General features: G+C 53.9%; 18 protein-coding genes. 17 read left to right on the top strand and 1 reads right to left on the bottom strand.

Annotated features, from left to right (window positions below):
* Positions 1 to 42: 42 nt before the first annotated feature.
* From fabG to ACT3TY_RS02875, 11 genes are all read left to right on the top strand, one after another.
* On the top strand, positions 43 to 786 hold the full coding sequence (gene fabG / locus ACT3TY_RS02825; RefSeq protein ID WP_193056301.1) for a 3-oxoacyl-ACP reductase FabG: 744 nt from the start codon (positions 43 to 45) through the stop codon (positions 784 to 786).
* A 124-nt stretch (positions 787 to 910) separates the two neighbouring features.
* Positions 911 to 1,144, top strand: a complete 234-nt coding sequence (gene acpP / locus ACT3TY_RS02830; RefSeq protein WP_008956801.1) for an acyl carrier protein — start codon at positions 911 to 913, stop codon at positions 1,142 to 1,144.
* 191 nt (positions 1,145 to 1,335) lie between these two features.
* Positions 1,336 to 2,574 (top strand): beta-ketoacyl-ACP synthase II, encoded by a 1,239-nt coding sequence (gene fabF / locus ACT3TY_RS02835; protein ID WP_444627284.1) that lies wholly within the window; start codon positions 1,336 to 1,338, stop codon positions 2,572 to 2,574.
* 6 nt (positions 2,575 to 2,580) lie between these two features.
* Positions 2,581 to 3,408, top strand: a complete 828-nt coding sequence (gene pabC, locus ACT3TY_RS02840; protein ID WP_444627285.1) for an aminodeoxychorismate lyase — start codon at positions 2,581 to 2,583, stop codon at positions 3,406 to 3,408.
* Positions 3,409 to 3,417: 9 nt separating this feature from the next.
* Positions 3,418 to 4,422, top strand: coding sequence for an endolytic transglycosylase MltG (gene mltG, locus ACT3TY_RS02845; RefSeq protein WP_444627286.1), 1,005 nt, complete (start codon positions 3,418 to 3,420; stop codon positions 4,420 to 4,422).
* 63 nt (positions 4,423 to 4,485) lie between these two features.
* On the top strand, positions 4,486 to 5,139 hold the full coding sequence (gene tmk / locus ACT3TY_RS02850; protein ID WP_444627287.1) for a dTMP kinase: 654 nt from the start codon (positions 4,486 to 4,488) through the stop codon (positions 5,137 to 5,139).
* A complete protein-coding gene (locus tag ACT3TY_RS02855; RefSeq protein WP_444627288.1) occupies positions 5,130 to 6,116 on the top strand; it encodes a DNA polymerase III subunit delta' in 987 nt (328 codons plus the stop codon). The genes tmk and ACT3TY_RS02855 overlap by 10 nt, the downstream gene beginning before the upstream one ends.
* A 90-nt stretch (positions 6,117 to 6,206) precedes the next feature.
* Positions 6,207 to 6,539 carry a PilZ domain-containing protein gene (locus ACT3TY_RS02860; protein ID WP_193053761.1) on the top strand — a complete coding sequence of 111 codons (333 nt, stop codon included), beginning with the start codon at positions 6,207 to 6,209 and terminating at the stop codon, positions 6,537 to 6,539.
* A 45-nt stretch (positions 6,540 to 6,584) separates the two neighbouring features.
* The gene (locus ACT3TY_RS02865; RefSeq protein ID WP_441677069.1) at positions 6,585 to 7,424 is read left to right on the top strand and encodes a TatD family hydrolase; all 840 of its coding nucleotides are present in this window, start codon (positions 6,585 to 6,587) and stop codon (positions 7,422 to 7,424) included.
* Between the two features lie 25 nt (positions 7,425 to 7,449).
* Complete coding sequence (locus ACT3TY_RS02870; protein WP_444627289.1) at positions 7,450 to 8,034, top strand: DUF1285 domain-containing protein; 585 nt, start codon at positions 7,450 to 7,452, stop codon at positions 8,032 to 8,034.
* A complete protein-coding gene (locus tag ACT3TY_RS02875; protein ID WP_444627290.1) occupies positions 8,031 to 10,238 on the top strand; it encodes an ATP-dependent helicase in 2,208 nt (735 codons plus the stop codon). Before ACT3TY_RS02870 ends, ACT3TY_RS02875 begins: the two co-directional genes overlap by 4 nt.
* Before the next feature lie 47 nt (positions 10,239 to 10,285).
* Here ACT3TY_RS02875 and ACT3TY_RS02880 read toward each other — a convergent pair whose 3' ends face one another.
* The gene (locus ACT3TY_RS02880; RefSeq protein ID WP_172116383.1) at positions 10,286 to 11,950 is read right to left on the bottom strand and encodes an electron transfer flavoprotein-ubiquinone oxidoreductase; all 1,665 of its coding nucleotides are present in this window, start codon (positions 11,948 to 11,950) and stop codon (positions 10,286 to 10,288) included.
* 392 nt (positions 11,951 to 12,342) lie between these two features.
* Here ACT3TY_RS02880 and ACT3TY_RS02885 point away from each other — a divergent pair, with 392 nt between their 5' ends.
* The 6 genes from ACT3TY_RS02885 to nrdE all read left to right on the top strand — a co-directional run bounded on the left by ACT3TY_RS02885 (position 12,343) and on the right by nrdE (position 17,977).
* Positions 12,343 to 13,092 (top strand): electron transfer flavoprotein subunit beta/FixA family protein, encoded by a 750-nt coding sequence (locus ACT3TY_RS02885; RefSeq protein ID WP_172116384.1) that lies wholly within the window; start codon positions 12,343 to 12,345, stop codon positions 13,090 to 13,092.
* A gap of 56 nt (positions 13,093 to 13,148) precedes the next feature.
* Positions 13,149 to 14,081, top strand: a complete 933-nt coding sequence (locus tag ACT3TY_RS02890) for an electron transfer flavoprotein subunit alpha/FixB family protein (RefSeq protein WP_444627291.1) — start codon at positions 13,149 to 13,151, stop codon at positions 14,079 to 14,081.
* Positions 14,082 to 14,281: 200 nt separating this feature from the next.
* Entirely contained in the window at positions 14,282 to 14,893 is a 612-nt protein-coding gene (locus ACT3TY_RS02895; protein WP_172116386.1) for a superoxide dismutase, read from the top strand.
* 252 nt (positions 14,894 to 15,145) lie between these two features.
* Positions 15,146 to 15,367: a glutaredoxin-like protein NrdH gene (gene nrdH, locus ACT3TY_RS02900; RefSeq protein ID WP_087109257.1), complete on the top strand. Its 222-nt coding sequence runs from the start codon at positions 15,146 to 15,148 to the stop codon at positions 15,365 to 15,367.
* 7 nt (positions 15,368 to 15,374) lie between these two features.
* Positions 15,375 to 15,812 (top strand): class Ib ribonucleoside-diphosphate reductase assembly flavoprotein NrdI, encoded by a 438-nt coding sequence (gene nrdI / locus ACT3TY_RS02905; RefSeq protein WP_172116387.1) that lies wholly within the window; start codon positions 15,375 to 15,377, stop codon positions 15,810 to 15,812.
* Complete coding sequence (gene nrdE, locus ACT3TY_RS02910) at positions 15,794 to 17,977, top strand: class 1b ribonucleoside-diphosphate reductase subunit alpha (protein ID WP_253926942.1); 2,184 nt, start codon at positions 15,794 to 15,796, stop codon at positions 17,975 to 17,977. The genes nrdI and nrdE overlap by 19 nt, the downstream gene beginning before the upstream one ends.
* Positions 17,978 to 18,031: the final 54 nt, after the last annotated feature.

Below are 18,031 nucleotides of genomic sequence, written 5' to 3' on the forward strand. Positions count from 1 at the left end.
TATTTACGTGGTTAAAAAGCCAATAGTTAAAGGCAAAAAATTATGACGCAAGAACGCCGAGTTGCGCTTGTTACTGGTGCCAGTCGTGGTATTGGTCGAGCGATTGCTCACGAGCTGGGCCGTCAGGGCCGTATCGTGATCGGAACCGCGACCAGTGAGTCCGGGGCACAAAAAATTGATGCCGATTTGCAGCAAAACGGCATTGAGGGTGCTGGCCTTTGCCTTAATGTGACGGACCAGGCAAGCATTGATGACGTGCTTAAGGTCATCACGGAGCGCTTTGGTGCGCCGACAATTTTAGTTAATAACGCCGGTATTACGCGTGATAATTTATTGATGCGCATGAAAGAGGATGAGTGGGATTCGGTGATGGATACCAATCTCAAGTCCGTCTATCGTGTAAGCAAGGCGTGCCTGCGAGGCATGACCAAGGCGCGTTTTGGGCGTATCGTATCCATCAGCTCTGTAGTGGCGACCATGGGTAACCTGGGTCAGGCTAACTATGCAGCTGCAAAAGCGGGTATGGAAGGGTTCAGCCGTGCGTTGGCGCGAGAGGTGGCTTCACGTGCCATTACGGTTAACGCAGTGGCGCCTGGCTTTATCGCGACCGATATGACACAAGCGTTGCCGGAAGCGCAGCATGAAATGCTGCTGAAGCAAATTCCGTTGGCTCGCCTGGGCGGTCCGGAAGAGATAGCTGCCGCTGTCGGTTTTCTTACCAGTGATGCTGCAAGTTACATTACCGGTGAGACCCTGCATGTAAACGGCGGCATGAATATGCGTTGATGGCCTTAGGCTTAGCGGTTGCGTCTGCCTAAGGGCGTCTATAAACTACCCCGCAGCTTTTGGCTTGCGGTTTCCAAATAGCTGGTTATCCAAAACGGCTAATGTGAACGACTGGAGTACGTTAATGAGTACTATTGAAGAGCGCGTTAAGAAAGTTGTAGCAGAGCGCCTGAACGTTAAAGAAGAAGACATCCAGAACAGCTCTTCTTTCACTGAAGACCTGGGTGCTGACTCGCTTGACACTGTTGAGCTGGTAATGGCTTTGGAAGAGGAGTTCGATACTGAAATTCCTGATGAAGAAGCGGAAAAAATTACCACAGTTCAGGAAGCCATCGACTACGTAAACGCCCACCAGTAAGGGCAAGTTGATGCATCAAACGAGGGTGTGGTGCTAGCACCCCCCTTAAAAGCCGCCCTTTTAAAGGGCGGCTTTTTTGCTTTGTGCTTCACCGTGAACATAACGTTCAATCTCCGTTATACTAGTCATCTGATTTCTACTGAAAATGACCCGGATGGGTCGAGTCACCATGGATGCCTGGAGGAAAGCTAATGGCACGAAGAAGGGTAGTGGTAACTGGGTTAGGCCTGGTGACCCCAGTGGGCAATAACGTGGATGAAACATGGGCGAATATTACGGCTGGTAAGAGCGGCATAGCGCCCATTGAGCACTTTGATACAAGTAGCTTCAATACACGCTTTGGTGGTTCGGTTAAGAATTTTGATATTAGCCCTTATCTGAATCCCAAAGAAGCCCGCAAGATGGACCTGTTCATTCAGTACGGCATGGCGGCTGGCGCGCAGGCAATTCAGGATGCTGGCATTACCTGTACAGAAGAGAATGCACCGCGTATTGGGGTAGCCATGGGGTCAGGTATTGGTGGCCTGCCCATGATCGAGCATAACCACAATGCGCTTAACAAGGGCGGCGCTCGTCGCGTATCACCTTTTTTCGTGCCGGGCTCTATCATCAATATGATCTCGGGAAATTTGGCGATTCAACATGGCTTTCAAGGGCCTAACATCGCTATTACCACCGCATGTACCAGCGGTACGCACAACATTGGCTATAGTGCACGCACGATTGCCTATGGGGATGCGGATATCATGGTCTGTGGTGGTGCTGAAATGGCAACGACGCCACTTGGCCTGGGAGGCTTCTCTGCCGCCCGAGCGCTTTCAACGCGTAATGATAATCCCGAAGCGGCAAGCCGCCCGTGGGATAAAGATCGCGACGGTTTTGTACTTTCTGATGGTGCCGGTGTACTGGTACTTGAAGAGTACGAGCATGCCAAAGCACGTGGCGCGAATATCTATGCCGAGCTTGTCGGGTTTGGCATGAGTGATGATGCCTATCACATGACGGCACCGCCTGAAGATGGTCGCGGGGCTGCGCTCTCCATGAGCAATGCGATTAAAGATGCTCAAATGGACCCTGCCGAAGTGCACTATATTAACGCGCATGGAACCTCTACGGCCGCTGGCGACCTGGCCGAAAGCCGGGCTGTTGAACGGGTAATGGGCAGCGCTGCTCAGGATGTGGCGGTAAGTTCTACCAAATCCATGATTGGCCATTTGTTAGGAGCTGCTGGCGCTGTTGAAGCGGTGTTTAGCATTCTGGCCATTCGTGATCAGGTGGCACCGCCAACGATTAATCTGGATAACCCCCAGGAAGGCTGCAACTTGGACTATGTGCCGCACACGGCGCGTAACATGCGTATTGATGTTGCCTTGTCCAACTCGTTTGGGTTTGGCGGCACCAACGGCTCGCTGTTGTTTAAAAAGGTATAACGCAAGATGACCCTGCCTCAGGTGCCGTTTGATGATCGCGGGCTGGCGTATGGGGACGGCGTGTTCGAAACGGTGCTGCTACGTAACGGTAAACCGGTGCTGTGGGCATACCACGTAGCGCGGTTGGTGAAGGGGTGTCAGCGGCTCGGTATTCCGGTTCCCTGCCAAGAGGCGATTGATGCCACTTGGCAGGGAAACGCCACGGCACCGCTTGAAGTATTAAAACTGATTGTGACGCGGGGTAGTGGTGGAAGGGGGTATGCATTACCTGATACACCAACACCCCGTTTACTAAGTCGGCGGGCTTCTTTCGCCCCTATGGTTGAGCGCTGGAAAAGCGGCGTAACGGTGCGTACCTGCCGCATACGCTTGGCTCACCAACCGGCTTTGGCTGGTATCAAGCATTTAAACCGCCTCGAAAATGTAATGGCCCGACAAGAGTGGCAGGATGTGTCGATTGCCGAAGGTTTGCTGGCGGACGCTCAGGGGCAGTTGGTCGAGGCGACCAGCATGAACCTGTTTTGGCAGCAACACGGTGAGCTGTTTACGCCGCCACTCGATACGTGTGGCGTGGCCGGTACATTGCGTGCCGCGTTAATTGCTGAAGGCGCTGTGCGCGAAGCCAATCTCACCCTTGAAGCCTTACCCGCCGTTGAGCGTGCTTGGGTGGCGAACTCCGTACAGGGCGTATGGCCAGTGGCGACGTTATTGTCTGAAGATGCGGTTTGTCTGCAGCGTTGGCCGATTAATCAGCCCGATAAGTTCCAAACACGGGCGCATCGCCTGCTTGGCTATGCGTCAACTTATACCGCAAGCCCTGACCTATTTTGTTGAGGTGATACGTTGAAACGGTTACTGGCCGCTGTTGGGATTATGCTGGTATTGGGCGTCATTGGCGTCGCAGGCAGCTATTTTTATTGGCAAAGCCGATTAGAAGCTCCTCTTGCTTTAGAAGCCCCTGTTTTATATCAGGTGCCTGCTGGAGCAGGCTTTAATCAGGTGGTTGCGCAGTTGGAGGCGCAAGGAATTCTTGAGGATGCCTGGGCTTTTCAAGTATTGGCTCGGGTTCAGCCCGAACGTATTCCCCGTCTTCGTGTGGGCGAATATGAGTTAACGCCTGGCATGAACGGGTTGGAAATGCTGGCGCTGTTAGGCAGTAACCGCGTGGTGACGTATCCGCTGACGCTTCCAGAAGGACGCTCATTCAGTCAACTACGCGACCTACTCAATAACGCGCCCAAGCTGGAACATCGCACGGCGGAGTTGAGCGATGAAGAAATAATGACCTTGCTGGATAGAGAAGGCACCTTTCCAGAAGGCTGGTTTTTCCCCGATACGTACCGCTACCACCTGGGTATGAGTGACGTCGATATTTTGCGCCAAGCGTTGGTGCGGATGGAAAACATTTTAGAAGAAGTATGGGCCGCACGCTCGGATGACCTGACCATTGAGACGCCTTATGAGGCGCTTATTATGGCATCGCTGATTGAGCGTGAAACAGGCGCGCCTGAAGAGCGGCGTGAGATCGCCGGTGTCTTTAAGCGCCGGACGGAGCAGGGCATGCGCCTACAAACTGATCCGACCGTGATTTACGGTATGGGCGACCGGTATCAAGGGCGCATTACCTATGCCGATCTGCGTGAAGCCACGCCTTACAATACCTATGTGATTGATGGCATGCCGCCCACGCCAATTGCCATGCCGGGGCGAGCGTCGCTTGAAGCAGCGGTTGATCCTCTGCCAGGCGAGACGCTCTATTTCGTATCCAAGGGGGACGGCACACACCACTTTTCGCGTACGCTGCGTGAGCACAATAATGCAGTTAATCGCTATATTCGCAACCGCTGAACCAAAGTGTCGGTTTTTCATGAAGTTAATCTCAACGATGCACGCGTTGATTAAGGGATGGCAATGACCAAGCGGGGACGCTTTATTACGCTTGAAGGCGGTGAGGGCGTAGGTAAATCCACCAATATGGCTTTTGTGGTCGCATCGCTGGAAGCGCAAGGCCTTGACGTGGTGAGCACCCGCGAACCGGGGGGGACGCCGCGGGCCGAGGCGGTCCGCGCGCTACTGCTGGACCCTGCTCCCCAGGAGCCATTGCACGCCGATGCTGAGCTGTTACTCATGTTTGCCGCGCGAGCGCAGCATCTGGCCGAAAAAATAGTGCCTGCATTGGAGCGCGGTGCATGGGTGGTATGCGACCGCTTTACTGACGCGACCTTTGCCTACCAGGGCGGCGGGCGGGGTATGTCGGTTGAACGCATTGCTCAGCTTGAAGCCTTTGTGCAGAAGGGGCTAACGCCAGATCTGACGTTACTGCTTGATATGCCGTTAACGGCGGCGCAGTCGCGCCTGGAGTCACGGCTTAACAGTCAAAATGAGCAGCGTGACCGCTTTGAGCAAGAGCGGGGCGAGTTCTTTCAAGCCGTCCGTGACGCCTACCTGGAGCGTGCCAGCGCTGAGCCTAAGCGCTTTGCGCTCATTAATGCCCATCAGTCGCTGGTTAGCGTACAAGCCGATATTCAGGATGTGCTCGCCGAACGGATAGCGCTATGGCGTTAAGTGGTCTACTGCCTTGGCATGAGGCCACATGGCAGCAGCTAGTGCGGCTGTCAGATGAGGGGCGTATGCCCCATGCCATTTTGTTAAGTGGCGCTCACGGTGTGGGTAAGCAGCAGCTGGCAGAGGCGCTAATTGCCCGCATGTTGTGCGCAAGCCCGAATGTGCTGGCATGCGGCCAGTGTCATAGCTGTTCCATGCTGGCGTCGGGTTATCATCCGGACCTGTTGCGGGTTTCGCCGGAAGAAGGCAAGCGCCAGATACGTATTGACCCTATTCGCGAGGTTAATCGGTTTGTCTCACAGACCGCCCAACAGGGCGGTTATCGCGTGATTGTTCTTTCACCGGCCGAGAGCATGAATATCGCCGCGGCCAATGCGTTGCTTAAAAGCCTGGAAGAGCCTGGCGCTAAAACGCTGTTTATTCTGCTTTCTGATGTGCCATCTCGGATGTTGGCGACTATTCGTTCCCGGTGCCAGCAGTGGTCGTTTCCCAGTGTGCCTTTTACTGCGTGTCGCAACTGGTTAATCGAACAGTTGGGCGGTGAGGAAGAGGCGTATTTTTGGTGGCAGGTGTCGGGTGGTTTGCCGCTTTTGGCGGCTGAATTAGCTTCGCCTGAAGAGCGGGCATTGCGCCACCAGATTCATGACTGCTTTGAGCAACTGGTGCGGGGCGCTGAGCCGGTATCGGAGGCTGCACGGCTGGACCGCCAAGCGATTGACGCTATCTTGTGGTACGGTATCGCATGGCTTGAAGACTTAATTCGCTTGGGTATTTCAGGTGAAGCAAGCGTACTGCACAATCCCGATTTAGAACCCCTTTACCGCCAAGCGGTCAAAAACGGCCGTGCGCAGGATTGGTTTCGTTTGCTGGATTACGCCCGAGAACAGCGGCGCCTGTTAGCGGTTGGAGCCAATCCAAACCCGCAACTGGTGCTTGAAGCATGGCTAGTGCGTTGGGCAGCGCTGCTGCGCTCATAGCGCTATTGCGTTGGCTATGGATTTCAACCATCACCTTCTAGTCATGTCGTTACGATGGTGGTCATGGATTTACCGGCGAGCGAGGTTGATATGAGTATTCAAAAAGCCCTTGCCCTCACCGTGCCTGATGCGTCTACGCTATTTTCAGCTTATATGCCGTTTTTGGAGCGTGGAGGTCTATTTGTACCGACTAAAACGCCCTATGCGCTGGGTGATCAGGTCACTTTATTGCTCACGTTGCCAGGTGAGTGTGAGCGCCTGACGGTTTTGGGTGATGTCGTATGGGTATCGCCTGACGAGATAAGTAGTCAGCGCGTTGCGGGAATTGGCGTTCACTTTAGCTTTAAGGATAGCGCTCTGCGCGAGCACATCGAAATGCTGCTGGAAGCTGATGATCATACGGCTCCTTCATTGACGCTTTAGCGTTATCCCGCCTTTTTATTTCTCTTTTTGGTTGATGAGACGTTCATGTTTGTTGATTCGCACTGTCATTTGGATCGTTTGTCGGAGCACACGCATGGTGGTGATATCGCCGCCACGCTAAACGCGGCTAGAGCTGCAAACGTTAGCCAGTTTTTGGCGATTTCAGTGAGCCTTGAGGATATGCCAGGGCTCGCTGCGATTGCTCGTGAGCATAGCGACGTCGCTATTTCTGCGGGCCTTCATCCGCTGCATACGCCTGTGCAAGAGCCAGTGGCGAGTGATATTCAAGAAGCCGCAGAGCAGTACGGCGCCATTGCCATTGGTGAAACCGGGCTAGATTATCACTATCGGGAAAGCGTGCCGGTTGCGGTGCAGTATGAGCGCTTTAAGCAGCACTTGATCGCTGCCCGCGAGCTTGAGTTGCCCGTTATCGTGCATACCCGGGAAGCCAAGGAAGACACGCTTGCCTTGTTGCGAGAATATAGCGATCCACGCGTCGGTGGTGTGCTCCACTGCTTTACGGAAGACTTGGACATGGCGCGTGAAGCGGTGCGGCTTGGCTTCTATATTTCGTTGTCCGGTATTATTACCTTTAATAACGCGGCGTCGCTGCGTGAATTGGCCCGCCAACTGCCGCTGGATCGTCTGCTTATTGAAACCGATAGTCCTTACTTGGCCCCTGTGCCTTACCGTGGCAAACCCAACGAACCTGCGTGGGTTGTTGAGGTGGCAGAGTGCATCGCCAAAGCGCGGGGCATCAGCGTCGATGAAGTGGCCATGCAAACGACGGCCAACTTCTTTCAGCTGTTTAAAGCAGCCGTGCCCGATGCGCCTGCGCATGTTAAACAGGCCCTGGCGCAGTCTGGGCTCGTGTCTTCACGTTAAGCGGTATTAGCGCAAGGCGGATGCAATGAATATTGATCGACTCCTGCAGCAGTGTCAAAGTGTGGCCACTATTCCGCCTGTGGATCAATGGCAGCCAGCGCTGTCTGGCGATATCAATATTGTGATTCAAGCAGACGGCACCTGGTTACACGAAGGGCAGCCGTTTGCCCGCCCTGATGTTGCGCGTTTGCTATCCTCGCTGTTGCGCCACGACCCGGAAGGCTACTGCCTGGTGACGCCTGTTGAGCGCTGGTGTCTCCAGGTGGACGATTTGCCTTTTGTGGCTGTTGAGGCCGACTTTCATGAGGATGCCTGGTGGTTTACGACCCAGTTTGAAGATGTCGTGCGCCTTGACGCGACACACCCTCTAGCGTTCAGCGAGACTCAAGGTGGCGAGATGCTGCCGGAAATTGCTGTCCGGTATGGGTTATCCGCCCGATTACATCGCCATGTGTTTTATCAACTGGTTGATGCAGCAAGTATGAAAATACTGGCTAATGGCCAGTGTGAAGTCGGTGTGTGGAGTGCCGGTGAGTGGTTTCCACTCGGCTGTGTGGATGCTGAGGACGCCGCTGGCGGCGATAATGGCGCACCGAGTGAGGCTTTGTGAAGTTAACCGCAGAACAACACGCTGTTGTCCATCATGAAAACGGCCATGCCAGAGTAGCGGCAGTCGCCGGTGCGGGTAAAACCACCACCATGGCAGCCCGAGTGCTGCATCTGCTGGCCGGTGGGGTTGCGCCCAAGCGGATGCTGATACTGATGTTTAACCGCTCAGCACGGGATGATTTTCATCAACGCTTGGTAAGCATGTCCCCCTCCGGGCAGGCGCTGCCTGCGGTGCGTACTTTTCACTCGCTGGGGCATCGATTAACCCAAAGTCTGTGCCGTTGGGGAGTGCTGGCACCACGCCGATTGCTGTCGGCTGACTGGCAGTTGGAGCGCTTGCTTCGCCAGGCCAGTTTACATGTGCTGCGTGAAAGCGTTGAGCGGCGCGATGCGGCCATTGAGGGCGAGCGCCTGGAGGCGCTGGCGCATTTTTGTAATCTGGTCAAAGCAGAAATGGCCGAACCTCAAGCACTTTATGAGCGGCTTAACTACGAGCCGGACACTGATTACTTCCCCAGCGCGTTTAACGAAGCAGAGCGAATGCTCGCGGATGAAGGTCTTATGACCTACGCCGATTTGCTGTATCGGCCGCTCCAGGCGCTGGAAGCTGACGCTACGCTACGCCAGCGCGTGGAAGGCTTTTTGGACCACGTCATTATTGATGAGTATCAGGATATCAACGCGGCGCAGCAACGCCTCCTTGCGGTATTGGCGGGTAGCACGGCGGCGGTTATGGCGGTAGGGGATGCTAATCAGTGCATTTACGAGTGGCGTGGTGCGCGGCCGGACACCATGCTGGAGGATTTTACCGCGACCTTCGGGCGGCCCACCGATTACCCACTATCAACGACGTTTCGCCATGGGCATGCGCTGGCGTTAACCGCGAATCATGCGATTGTTGCCAATCAACGACGCCCCGATCAGCTCTGTTTGGCGGCGGCAAATAATCCGCATACGCGGGTATCGGTCGGGCAGGGAAGTGCTGTCCTGCTGGATACCTTGATGGATTGGAGTGCGCAGGGGCGCGCTTTTCACCAGGTCAGCCTGTTAGTGCGCAGTTGGGCACTTTCCGTACCGTTCCAGCTGGCGTTATTGCAGGCCGGCATCCCCTTTCGCTTACTGCGTGAAGATCGTTTTGTTTTTCGCTTACCGTTGGTGCAGGCGTTAGTGGGTTACTTAAAGCTATCTCGCCGTCCTGAGCTTCTCCACGACCCAGAACACTTGCTGTTACTGCTCTCTCAGCCAACGCCTTTTGTCGCGCGGGAACGGCTACAGCGCTTGGCCTACCAGTTGGCCACTACGCAAGAGTGGCCAGAACGGCATGACCCCGTGCTTACTGAGCTAAAGCCGCTTCAACGGCGTACGTTAAAAAAACGCTGGGCGTTATTGTGTGAGCTTCCCCGGCTACGTGCATGGCCATCCGCTAAATTACTTAGCCATGTGGTGGAAAGCATCGACGCTGAAAAAACGCTAAAGCGTGCCGCAGCCCGGCGGGATAAAGGCGAGGAGGACGTCCGCCTTTTGGATGTGCTGATCGAACAGGCTCAAGGCGTGCCTGATCCGGACGCCTTTATAGCGTTATTAGAGCGTCCGGTTGAAAACCAGGCCGGGGGTGTCCTGATTTCAACCGTGCATGGTGCCAAAGGGTTGGAGTGGCCGCTTGTGGTCGTCGCTGGCGTCAATGAGGAAGACTTCCCGCATTATAGCCGGGATACGCCGCTAAGCGATGAGCGCCTTGAAGAAGAACGCCGACTCTTTTATGTCGCGATTACTCGCGCAGAAGAGCAGCTTCTGGTTATGCACGATGGTGGCTCGCATCGTCCAAGTCGCTTTATTGCTGAAAGCGCATGGCAAGACAGCATGCAGGTTGCTGAGTGCCTGGCGAAGAGCGAGCCCACAAGCGCTGTGTTACGGGCGGCTTCGCCAGCGATTGTACAACGCTATCTTGAGCGGTTAGGGCGTGACGATATTACGTTAACGGCGCCCGAGGTGAAGGAGCCCCAAGCCGCTTATGCGCCAGGGGAGCACTTTTACCCCGGACAGCGGCTGCATCACGCCGTTTTTGGTGAGGGAGAGATTGCCTCGGTAGAAGGTAATCCCTCTGACCCGGTCATTGATGTGCGTTTTGTTCAAGCAGGCAGGCGACGTTTAATTGCTCGCCGTGCACCCATTGAGCGATTAGAGCCACCTGTGCAATCCGCCTAACGGTTAGGCGGTGCAAGTGGCTCTGTTTGGCGCCTGCTGTTTACAGCTTACATATTGGGATAGTTGGGCCCGCCGCCGCCTTCAGGCGCTACCCAGGTAATATTCTGGGCCGGGTCCTTAATGTCACAGGTTTTGCAGTGCACGCAGTTCTGGAAGTTGATCTGAAAACGTGGCTGCCCAGCATCATCCTCTACCACTTCATACACGCCTGCAGGGCAGTAACGCTGGGCCGGCTCGGCATACTTGGGTAAGTTGTGCTTAATCGGAATGTCAGGATCGTCCAGGTGCAGGTGGCACGGCTGGTCCTCTTCGTGATTGGTGTTGGAGAGAAACACCGAAGACGACTTATCAAAAGAGAGCTTTCCGTCCGGCTTGGGATAGTTGATTTTTTCAAACTCAGCCGCCGGTTTTAGAGCGCCGTAATCAGTGGTCGTGTCGTGAACATTGGGCAGCTTGTTGCCCAGCAACTGATTAACAAAGTTGTAAGCGCCGCCACCCACGGTGCCGTACTTATGCATGGCGGGTCCAAAGCTTGCGCTCTCTTTAAGCTCTTCGTAAGCCCAGCTGGCTTCCCACTTTTGGGTAAAGCTAGTGAGTTCTTGCGCGCCTTCATCACCCGCTTTTAGGGCTTCAAAAACGCTTTCAGCGGCCACCAGGCCTGACTTCATGGCGGTATGCAGGCCTTTGATTTTGGAGAAATTAAGGGTTCCTGCATCACAGCCAATCAGTAGGCCGCCTGCAAACGTCATTTTAGGCAGGCAGTTAAAGCCCCCTTTGGTGAGCGCTCGGGCGCCGTAAGCTACACGCTTACCGCCTTCCAGATATTGGCTAAGCGCCGGGTGATGCTTCATGCGCTGAAATTCATCAAACGGCGAAAGCCAAGGGTTCTGATAGGAAAGATCCATAATCAGGCCAACCACCACCTGCTGGTTTTCAGCGTGATACAGGAACCAGCCCCCAGAGGTATCTTTATCCAGCGGCCAGCCAGAACCGTGAACCACAAGCCCGGGTTCATGCTTGTCAGCGGGAACGTCCCAGAGCTCTTTTAGGCCAATGCCGTAGTGTTGCGGGTCGCGCCCGGCGTCAAGGGAAAAATGCTTGATTAAGCGTTTGCCTAAATGACCACGCGCGCCTTCAGCAAACAGCGTGTATTTGGCACGCAGCTCCATACCCGGCATATAGCCATCTTTCGGTGTGCCGTCAGCGGCGACGCCCATGTCACCTATCAAAATGCCGCGTACGGCATCTTCTTCAATAATGACGTCCTGGGCGGCGAAGCCGGGGAAAATTTCAACACCCAGCGCTTCAGCTTGCTCGGCAAGCCAACGGCACAGATTACCAGCACTGACCACGTAGCGCGTTTGATCACCGCCGGTATTGTGCATGCTTTTGGGGACCAATGAATTGGGCAGCTTCTGTGCCTTTTGGGCATCTTTGAGCAGGTAAACATCATCGCGAATGGCGGGAGTGTTCAAAGGGGCGCCACGCTCTTGCCAGTCGGGAAAGAGCTCATTGAGCGCCCGTGGTTCAAACACCGCGCCAGATAAAATGTGCGCACCGACTTCAGAGCCTTTTTCCACGACACAAACGGTCAGCTCTTGTTCGGCTTCATTTGCTTGCTGCATCAGGCGGCAGGCAGCGGCAAGCCCAGAAGGACCCGCGCCTACAATCACTACATCAAAGTCCATGACGTCGCGTTCAACATTTTCCACCTGGTCTCTCCTTATTCTCATAAGTGCAGTGCCTTATAAAAACACGGCCTTAATATAAAACGGTCGTTTGCTTCTGGTTATGCTCCATGATAGGCATAATACCGTGGTCAGGTCACGCCTACGATGCTAAAAGCGCGTTTCATGCTCAGTGGCCCAAACGTAGCCCTGTTTGGTGATTGTTCGACTATAGCGGTAGCGAATGGGTATTGTTGCCATTGGGCAGGCTGTGGCAAATTAACAAGGTTTTGTAACTGCGTGCCTATCAAACGCTTGCATGAATCTCTTCGGCATCGTCATCGCGTATGGCGAGGCTGACTCTTTTATAAGCGGTGTCCGCTGGGCGGGTGCCGACTTTGGTTAACGGCTTTTGCCACCAGCCAAGCGAGGAACCTATGAAAGTACTCGTCGCGGTTAAACGCGTCATCGACTATAACGTCAAAATCCGCGTCAAAGCAGATCACTCTGACGTTGATCTTACCAATGTCAAAATGGCCATGAATCCCTTCTGCGAAATTGCGGTGGAAGAGGCAGTGCGCCTAAAAGAGAAGGGCGTTGCGACTGAAGTAGTGGCCGTCACCGTTGGCCCCAAAGCCGCCCAGGAACAGCTGCGTACCGCGCTGGCGCTGGGTGCTGACCGCGCTATTCACATCGAAACCGACGAGCGAGTTGAGTCGCTAGCAGTTGCCAAGTTGCTGGCCAAGGTGGTTGACGAAGAGCAGCCCGGCTTGGTCATCCTGGGTAAGCAGGCGATCGACACCGACAATAACCAGACGGGCCAGATGCTGGCTGCCTTAACCAACTTGCCGCAAGGCACGTTCGCCTCAGAAGTGGCCATTGATGGTGATACGGTTAACGTTACCCGTGAAATCGATGGCGGCTTGCAGACCATTGCGCTGACGCTGCCTGCCATTGTGACAACCGATTTGCGCTTGAACGAGCCACGCTACGCCAAGCTGCCGGATATCATGAAGGCCAAAAAGAAACCGATGGACGTCAAAACCCCTGCCGATTACGGCATTGAGGTGGCATCCAGGGTAAGCCTTTTGAAAGTCGAGTCCCCGGCAGAACGTAAAGGCGGTATTAAGGTTGCGTCGGTGGATGAATTGATCGATAAACTAAAAAACGAAGCCAAAGTTCTTTAAGAAAAGTTCTTTGAGATAAGTTCTTCAAGATAAGTGCTTTGAAAGGAGCTGATCTAATGAGCATTTTGGTACTTGCCGATATCAATGACGGCCAACTCGCCAGCGCCACCGCTCACGTGGTAGCTGCCGCCAAAGCCATCGGTGGCGATATTGACGTTCTGGTGGCTGGAGAGGGCGTCCAGGCTGCCGCTGAAGCAGCCGCCAAGCTTGATGGCGTCAGCAAGGTGCGGGTTGCAGATAATGCTGTTTACGCTTACCAACTGGCTGAGCCCATGGGCGCGCTGCTGGTGGAGTTAGCCAGTGGTTACACTCATGTGCTGGCGAGCGCCTCCACAACCGGTAAAAATGTGTTGCCGCGTTTGGCTGCCCTGAAAGATGTTAGCCAGCTTTCCGACGTCATTGGCATTGAGAGCGCTGACACCTTCCTGCGTCCCATTTATGCGGGGAACGCCATCGCCACCGTGAAAAGTGATGATGCGCTGAAAGTAATTACCGTACGCTCCAGCGCGTTTGATGCCGTTGCCAGCAGCGGCAGCGGCAGCGCTACGCTAGAAGCGGTCGATGTGGTGGTTGAAAATACCCAGTCAAGCTTTGTTAAAGAAGAACTTGCACAGTCCGACCGACCCGAACTGGGTGGCGCCAAAGTGGTTATTTCAGGCGGCCGTGGCATGGGCAATGGCGAGAACTTCAAGCTGCTGGACGGTATCGCCGACAAGCTGGGGGCGGCCGTAGGCGCTTCACGGGCAGCGGTAGATGCAGGCTTTGTTCCTAACGACATGCAGGTCGGGCAAACCGGCAAGATCGTGGCACCTGATCTCTATATTGCCGTAGGTATTTCGGGCGCCATTCAGCATTTGGCGGGCATGAAAGACTCCAAGGTCATTGTCGCGATTAATAAAGACGACGAAGCACCGATCTTTCAAGTAGCGGACTATGGTCTGGTAGGCGATTTGTTCGAGATTCTGCCTGAACTTGAGAGCAAGCTGTAAGGCGTTTCTGGATTGACTTGGTTTACCCAAGCCGGCTTATTAAAAGCCGGCTTTTTTAGGAGAGTAAATTAGATAAACTGCCCGTAGTTGGCTAAAGTACGGGCAATGTGAGAAAGTGCCGCCAAAGCGGTTGAAAAAGGTGTGGGCTGACCACACCTATCATGATGAACGCAACGCAAGCCACTCAAGGAGATGATAATATGGCACATACACTTCCCGAACTGCCGTACGCTTATGACGCACTCGAGCCGCATATTGATGCGATGACCATGGAAATTCACCACTCGCGTCACCACCAAACGTACGTCAATAACCTCAACGCTGCACTTGAGGGCACAGGTCTTGAGGACGTTGCGATTGAAGAGCTCGTCTCAAACCTGGACCGTGTGCCGGAAGCCAAGCGCCAAGCAGTTATTAACAACGGCGGTGGCCATGCCAACCACTCCATGTTCTGGCAAATGATGTCGCCGAACGGTGGTGGTCAGCCTCAGGGCGATGTTGCCAACGCTATTGATAGCGAACTAGGCGGCCTGGACTCCTTCAAGGAAGAGTTCAAAAAGGCAGCCGTAGGTCGTTTTGGTAGCGGCTGGGCATGGCTCTCCGTGACTCCCGCAAAAAAGCTGGTTGTTGAAAATACGCTGAACCAGGATAACCCGCTGATGCACGGCAACACGCCGCTGCTCGGCCTGGATGTATGGGAGCACGCCTACTACCTGAAGTATCAGAACAAGCGTCCTGACTACGTTGCTGCGTTCTTTGACGTCGTTAACTGGGAAGATGTAGAGCGTCGCTACCAGGCTGCTATCGCTTAATTTAGCGCTATGTCGGGCAGGATGCCAGCCGCTGGCGCCTGCACAATGCCGCCCCCTCTGTGGGGCGGTTTTTTTGTTTCCAGACCGTAGGCTGGGCATGAGCTGTCAATAACCTGTGGATGAAAAAATACTATATATGCTTGAATTGATTTTCCCATGGTCTATATATAGTATGCGTGATGTCTTCAGAGAGGGGGAGGTACTAGATATGCTCTGCCCGAAAAATACCGCTATGAAAAGGGGAAAATGACCATGGCAATCCAGATTTATAGCAAGCCTGCTTGTGTTCAGTGTACTGCTACCTACCGTGCTCTGGATAAACAGGGTCTAGCGTATACCGTTATCGATATCACCGCTGAGTCAGGTGCCCAGCAAGAAGTAGAAGCCCTTGGCTACCGCCAGCTTCCAGTGGTCGTTGCTGGTGATGATCACTGGTCGGGTTTCCGCCCGGACCGTATCCAAGCGTTGGCGTAAAATTGCTATGTTGGTGGACGCCGCCGCTGCAACACCCCAGGTCGGCAGCCTAATTTATTTCTCCACCAAATCAGGTAACACTCATCGTTTTGTACAAAAACTTGGTCTGGCCGCACAGCGCCTTCCGCTAGGGCGTGATGAACCGACGCTACATGCCACAGCACCTTATATATTAATCACGCCCACCTACGGGGGCGGCGAGGCAAAAGGTGCGGTGCCAGGGCAAGTTATTCGCTTTCTTAACGATGAGCAGAATAGACGCTTTATTCGCGGCGTCATTGCTGCCGGTAACACTAATTTTGGCGATGCGTATGGCCTGGCAGGGCGCGTTATTGCAGAAAAGTGCCGTGTGCCATTGCTGTATCGATTTGAATTATTTGGCACCGACGATGACGTGGCCAAGGTTCGCAAAGGAGTAGAAGAGTTTTGGAAACGACAAACCTAGTCACGAAAAACCAGGCTGAACCCAAACGGCCGGCTACGGGAGCTTCCGAAGCGCGTACTTTGGATTACCACGCGCTAAACGCGATGCTTAATTTGTACGGTGCCAACGGTGAGCTACAGCTGGATAAAGACCGTGAAGCAGCACGTCAGTACTTCCTGCAACACGTTAACCAGAACACCGTCTTTTTCCACTCGCTGGAAGAAAAGCTCGATTACCTGATGGAAGAGGGCTATTACGAAGCGGAGATGCTCGGCCAATACAGCTTCGCTTTTGTTAAAGCGTTGTTTGAGCAGGCGTATGCCTACAAATTCCGTTTTCCAAGCTTTTTAGGTGCCTTCAAGTACTACACCAGCTATACGCTAAAAACGTTCGACGGTAAGCGCTACCTTGAGCGCTATGAAGACCGCGTATGCATGGTGGCACTGACCCTAGCGCGCGGCGATGAAGCGCTGGCAAAATCCTTGGTTGATGAAATAATCAGTGGTCGTTTCCAGCCAGCGACGCCTACCTTCCTGAACTGCGGCAAGCAGCAGCGTGGTGAGTTGGTATCGTGCTTCTTGCTGCGTATTGAAGACAATATGGAGTCGATCGGTCGCTCGATTAACTCAGCGCTACAGCTTTCCAAGCGGGGCGGCGGTGTTGCCTTTTTGTTGAGCAATATCCGTGAGTCCGGCGCGCCCATCAAGCGTATTGAGAATCAGTCGTCGGGCATTATCCCGATCATGAAACTCTTGGAAGACGCCTTCTCCTATGCGAACCAGCTGGGTGCTCGCCAAGGCGCTGGCGCGGTTTATCTGAATGCGCACCACCCCGATATCCTGAGCTTTTTGGATACCAAGCGTGAAAATGCTGACGAGAAAATCCGCATTAAAACGTTGTCGCTGGGCGTGACGATTCCGGATATTACGTTTGAGCTTGCCAAGCGTAATGACGATATGTACCTGTTCTCGCCTTACGACGTTGAGCGCGTTTATGGCGTCCCGTTTGGCGACGTCAGCGTTACCGAGAAATACCATGAGATGGTTGCGGACGCGCGTATCCGTAAGCACAAAATCAATGCGCGGGCGTTCTTCCAGACACTGGCAGAGCTGCAGTTTGAGTCGGGCTATCCGTACATCATGTTTGAAGATACGGTCAACCGGGCGAACCCGATTGCTGGTCGTATCAATATGAGTAACCTGTGCTCGGAAATTCTACAGGTCAATACACCTACCGAATACGACGATGATCTTGGCTATCGCCAAATGGGGCAGGATATCTCCTGTAACCTGGGATCAATGAACATCGCCAAGGTAATGGACGCCGGCAATATTGGCGAAAGCGTTGAGATCGCCATTCGCGGGTTAACCGCAGTTTCAGAAATGAGCAATCTACGTAGCGTACCCTCTATTGCCGAAGGTAATGCCAAGTCACGCGCTATTGGTCTTGGTCAGATGAACCTGCACGGTTACCTGGCTCGCGAACACATTTATTATGGCTCTGAAGAGGGGTTGGACTTTACCAACCTGTATTTCTACTGCATCGCCTTTCATGCCATCCGCGCGTCGAACCGCTTGGCGATTGAGCATAATGATACGTTTGCAGGCTTTGAAGACTCCAAATATGCAACGGGCGAGTTCTTCGATAAATATACCGACCAGGAGTGGCTGCCACGCACCGATAAAGTACGCGGCCTGTTCGAGCGTAGCGACATCACGCTGCCTACTCAGCAGGACTGGCAGGAGCTCAAGGCCTCGGTAATGGCCCACGGCCTTTATAATCGCAACTTGCAGGCGGTGCCGCCCACGGGCTCTATTTCCTATATTAACCACTCGACCTCAAGTATCCACCCGGTAGCGGCCAGGATCGAGATTCGTAAAGAAGGCAAGCTGGGGCGTGCTTATTACCCTGCGCCGTTCTTGAGCGAGTCCACGTTTGATTACTTCCAGGACGCTTATGAAATTGGCCCTGAGAAGATTATTGATACCTACGCTGAGGCTTCCAAGCACGTTGATCAGGGGCTCTCATTGACGCTGTTCTTCCCGGACACTGCGACAACGCGTGATATCAATAAGGCGCAGATTTACGCGTGGCGAAAAGGTATTAAAACGCTCTATTACATTCGTCTGCGCCAAAGCGCGCTGGAAGGTACTGAAGTGGAAGGCTGTGTTTCCTGCACGCTTTAATGCCCGTGCCTGGCAAATTGCCAGCATTTGATATTCTGTACTTGTGCGCCGTAT

Origin of the sequence: Halomonas sp. AOP22-C1-8 (assembly GCF_052378905.1) — a bacterium.
GTDB lineage: Bacteria > Pseudomonadota > Gammaproteobacteria > Pseudomonadales > Halomonadaceae > Vreelandella > Vreelandella citrativorans.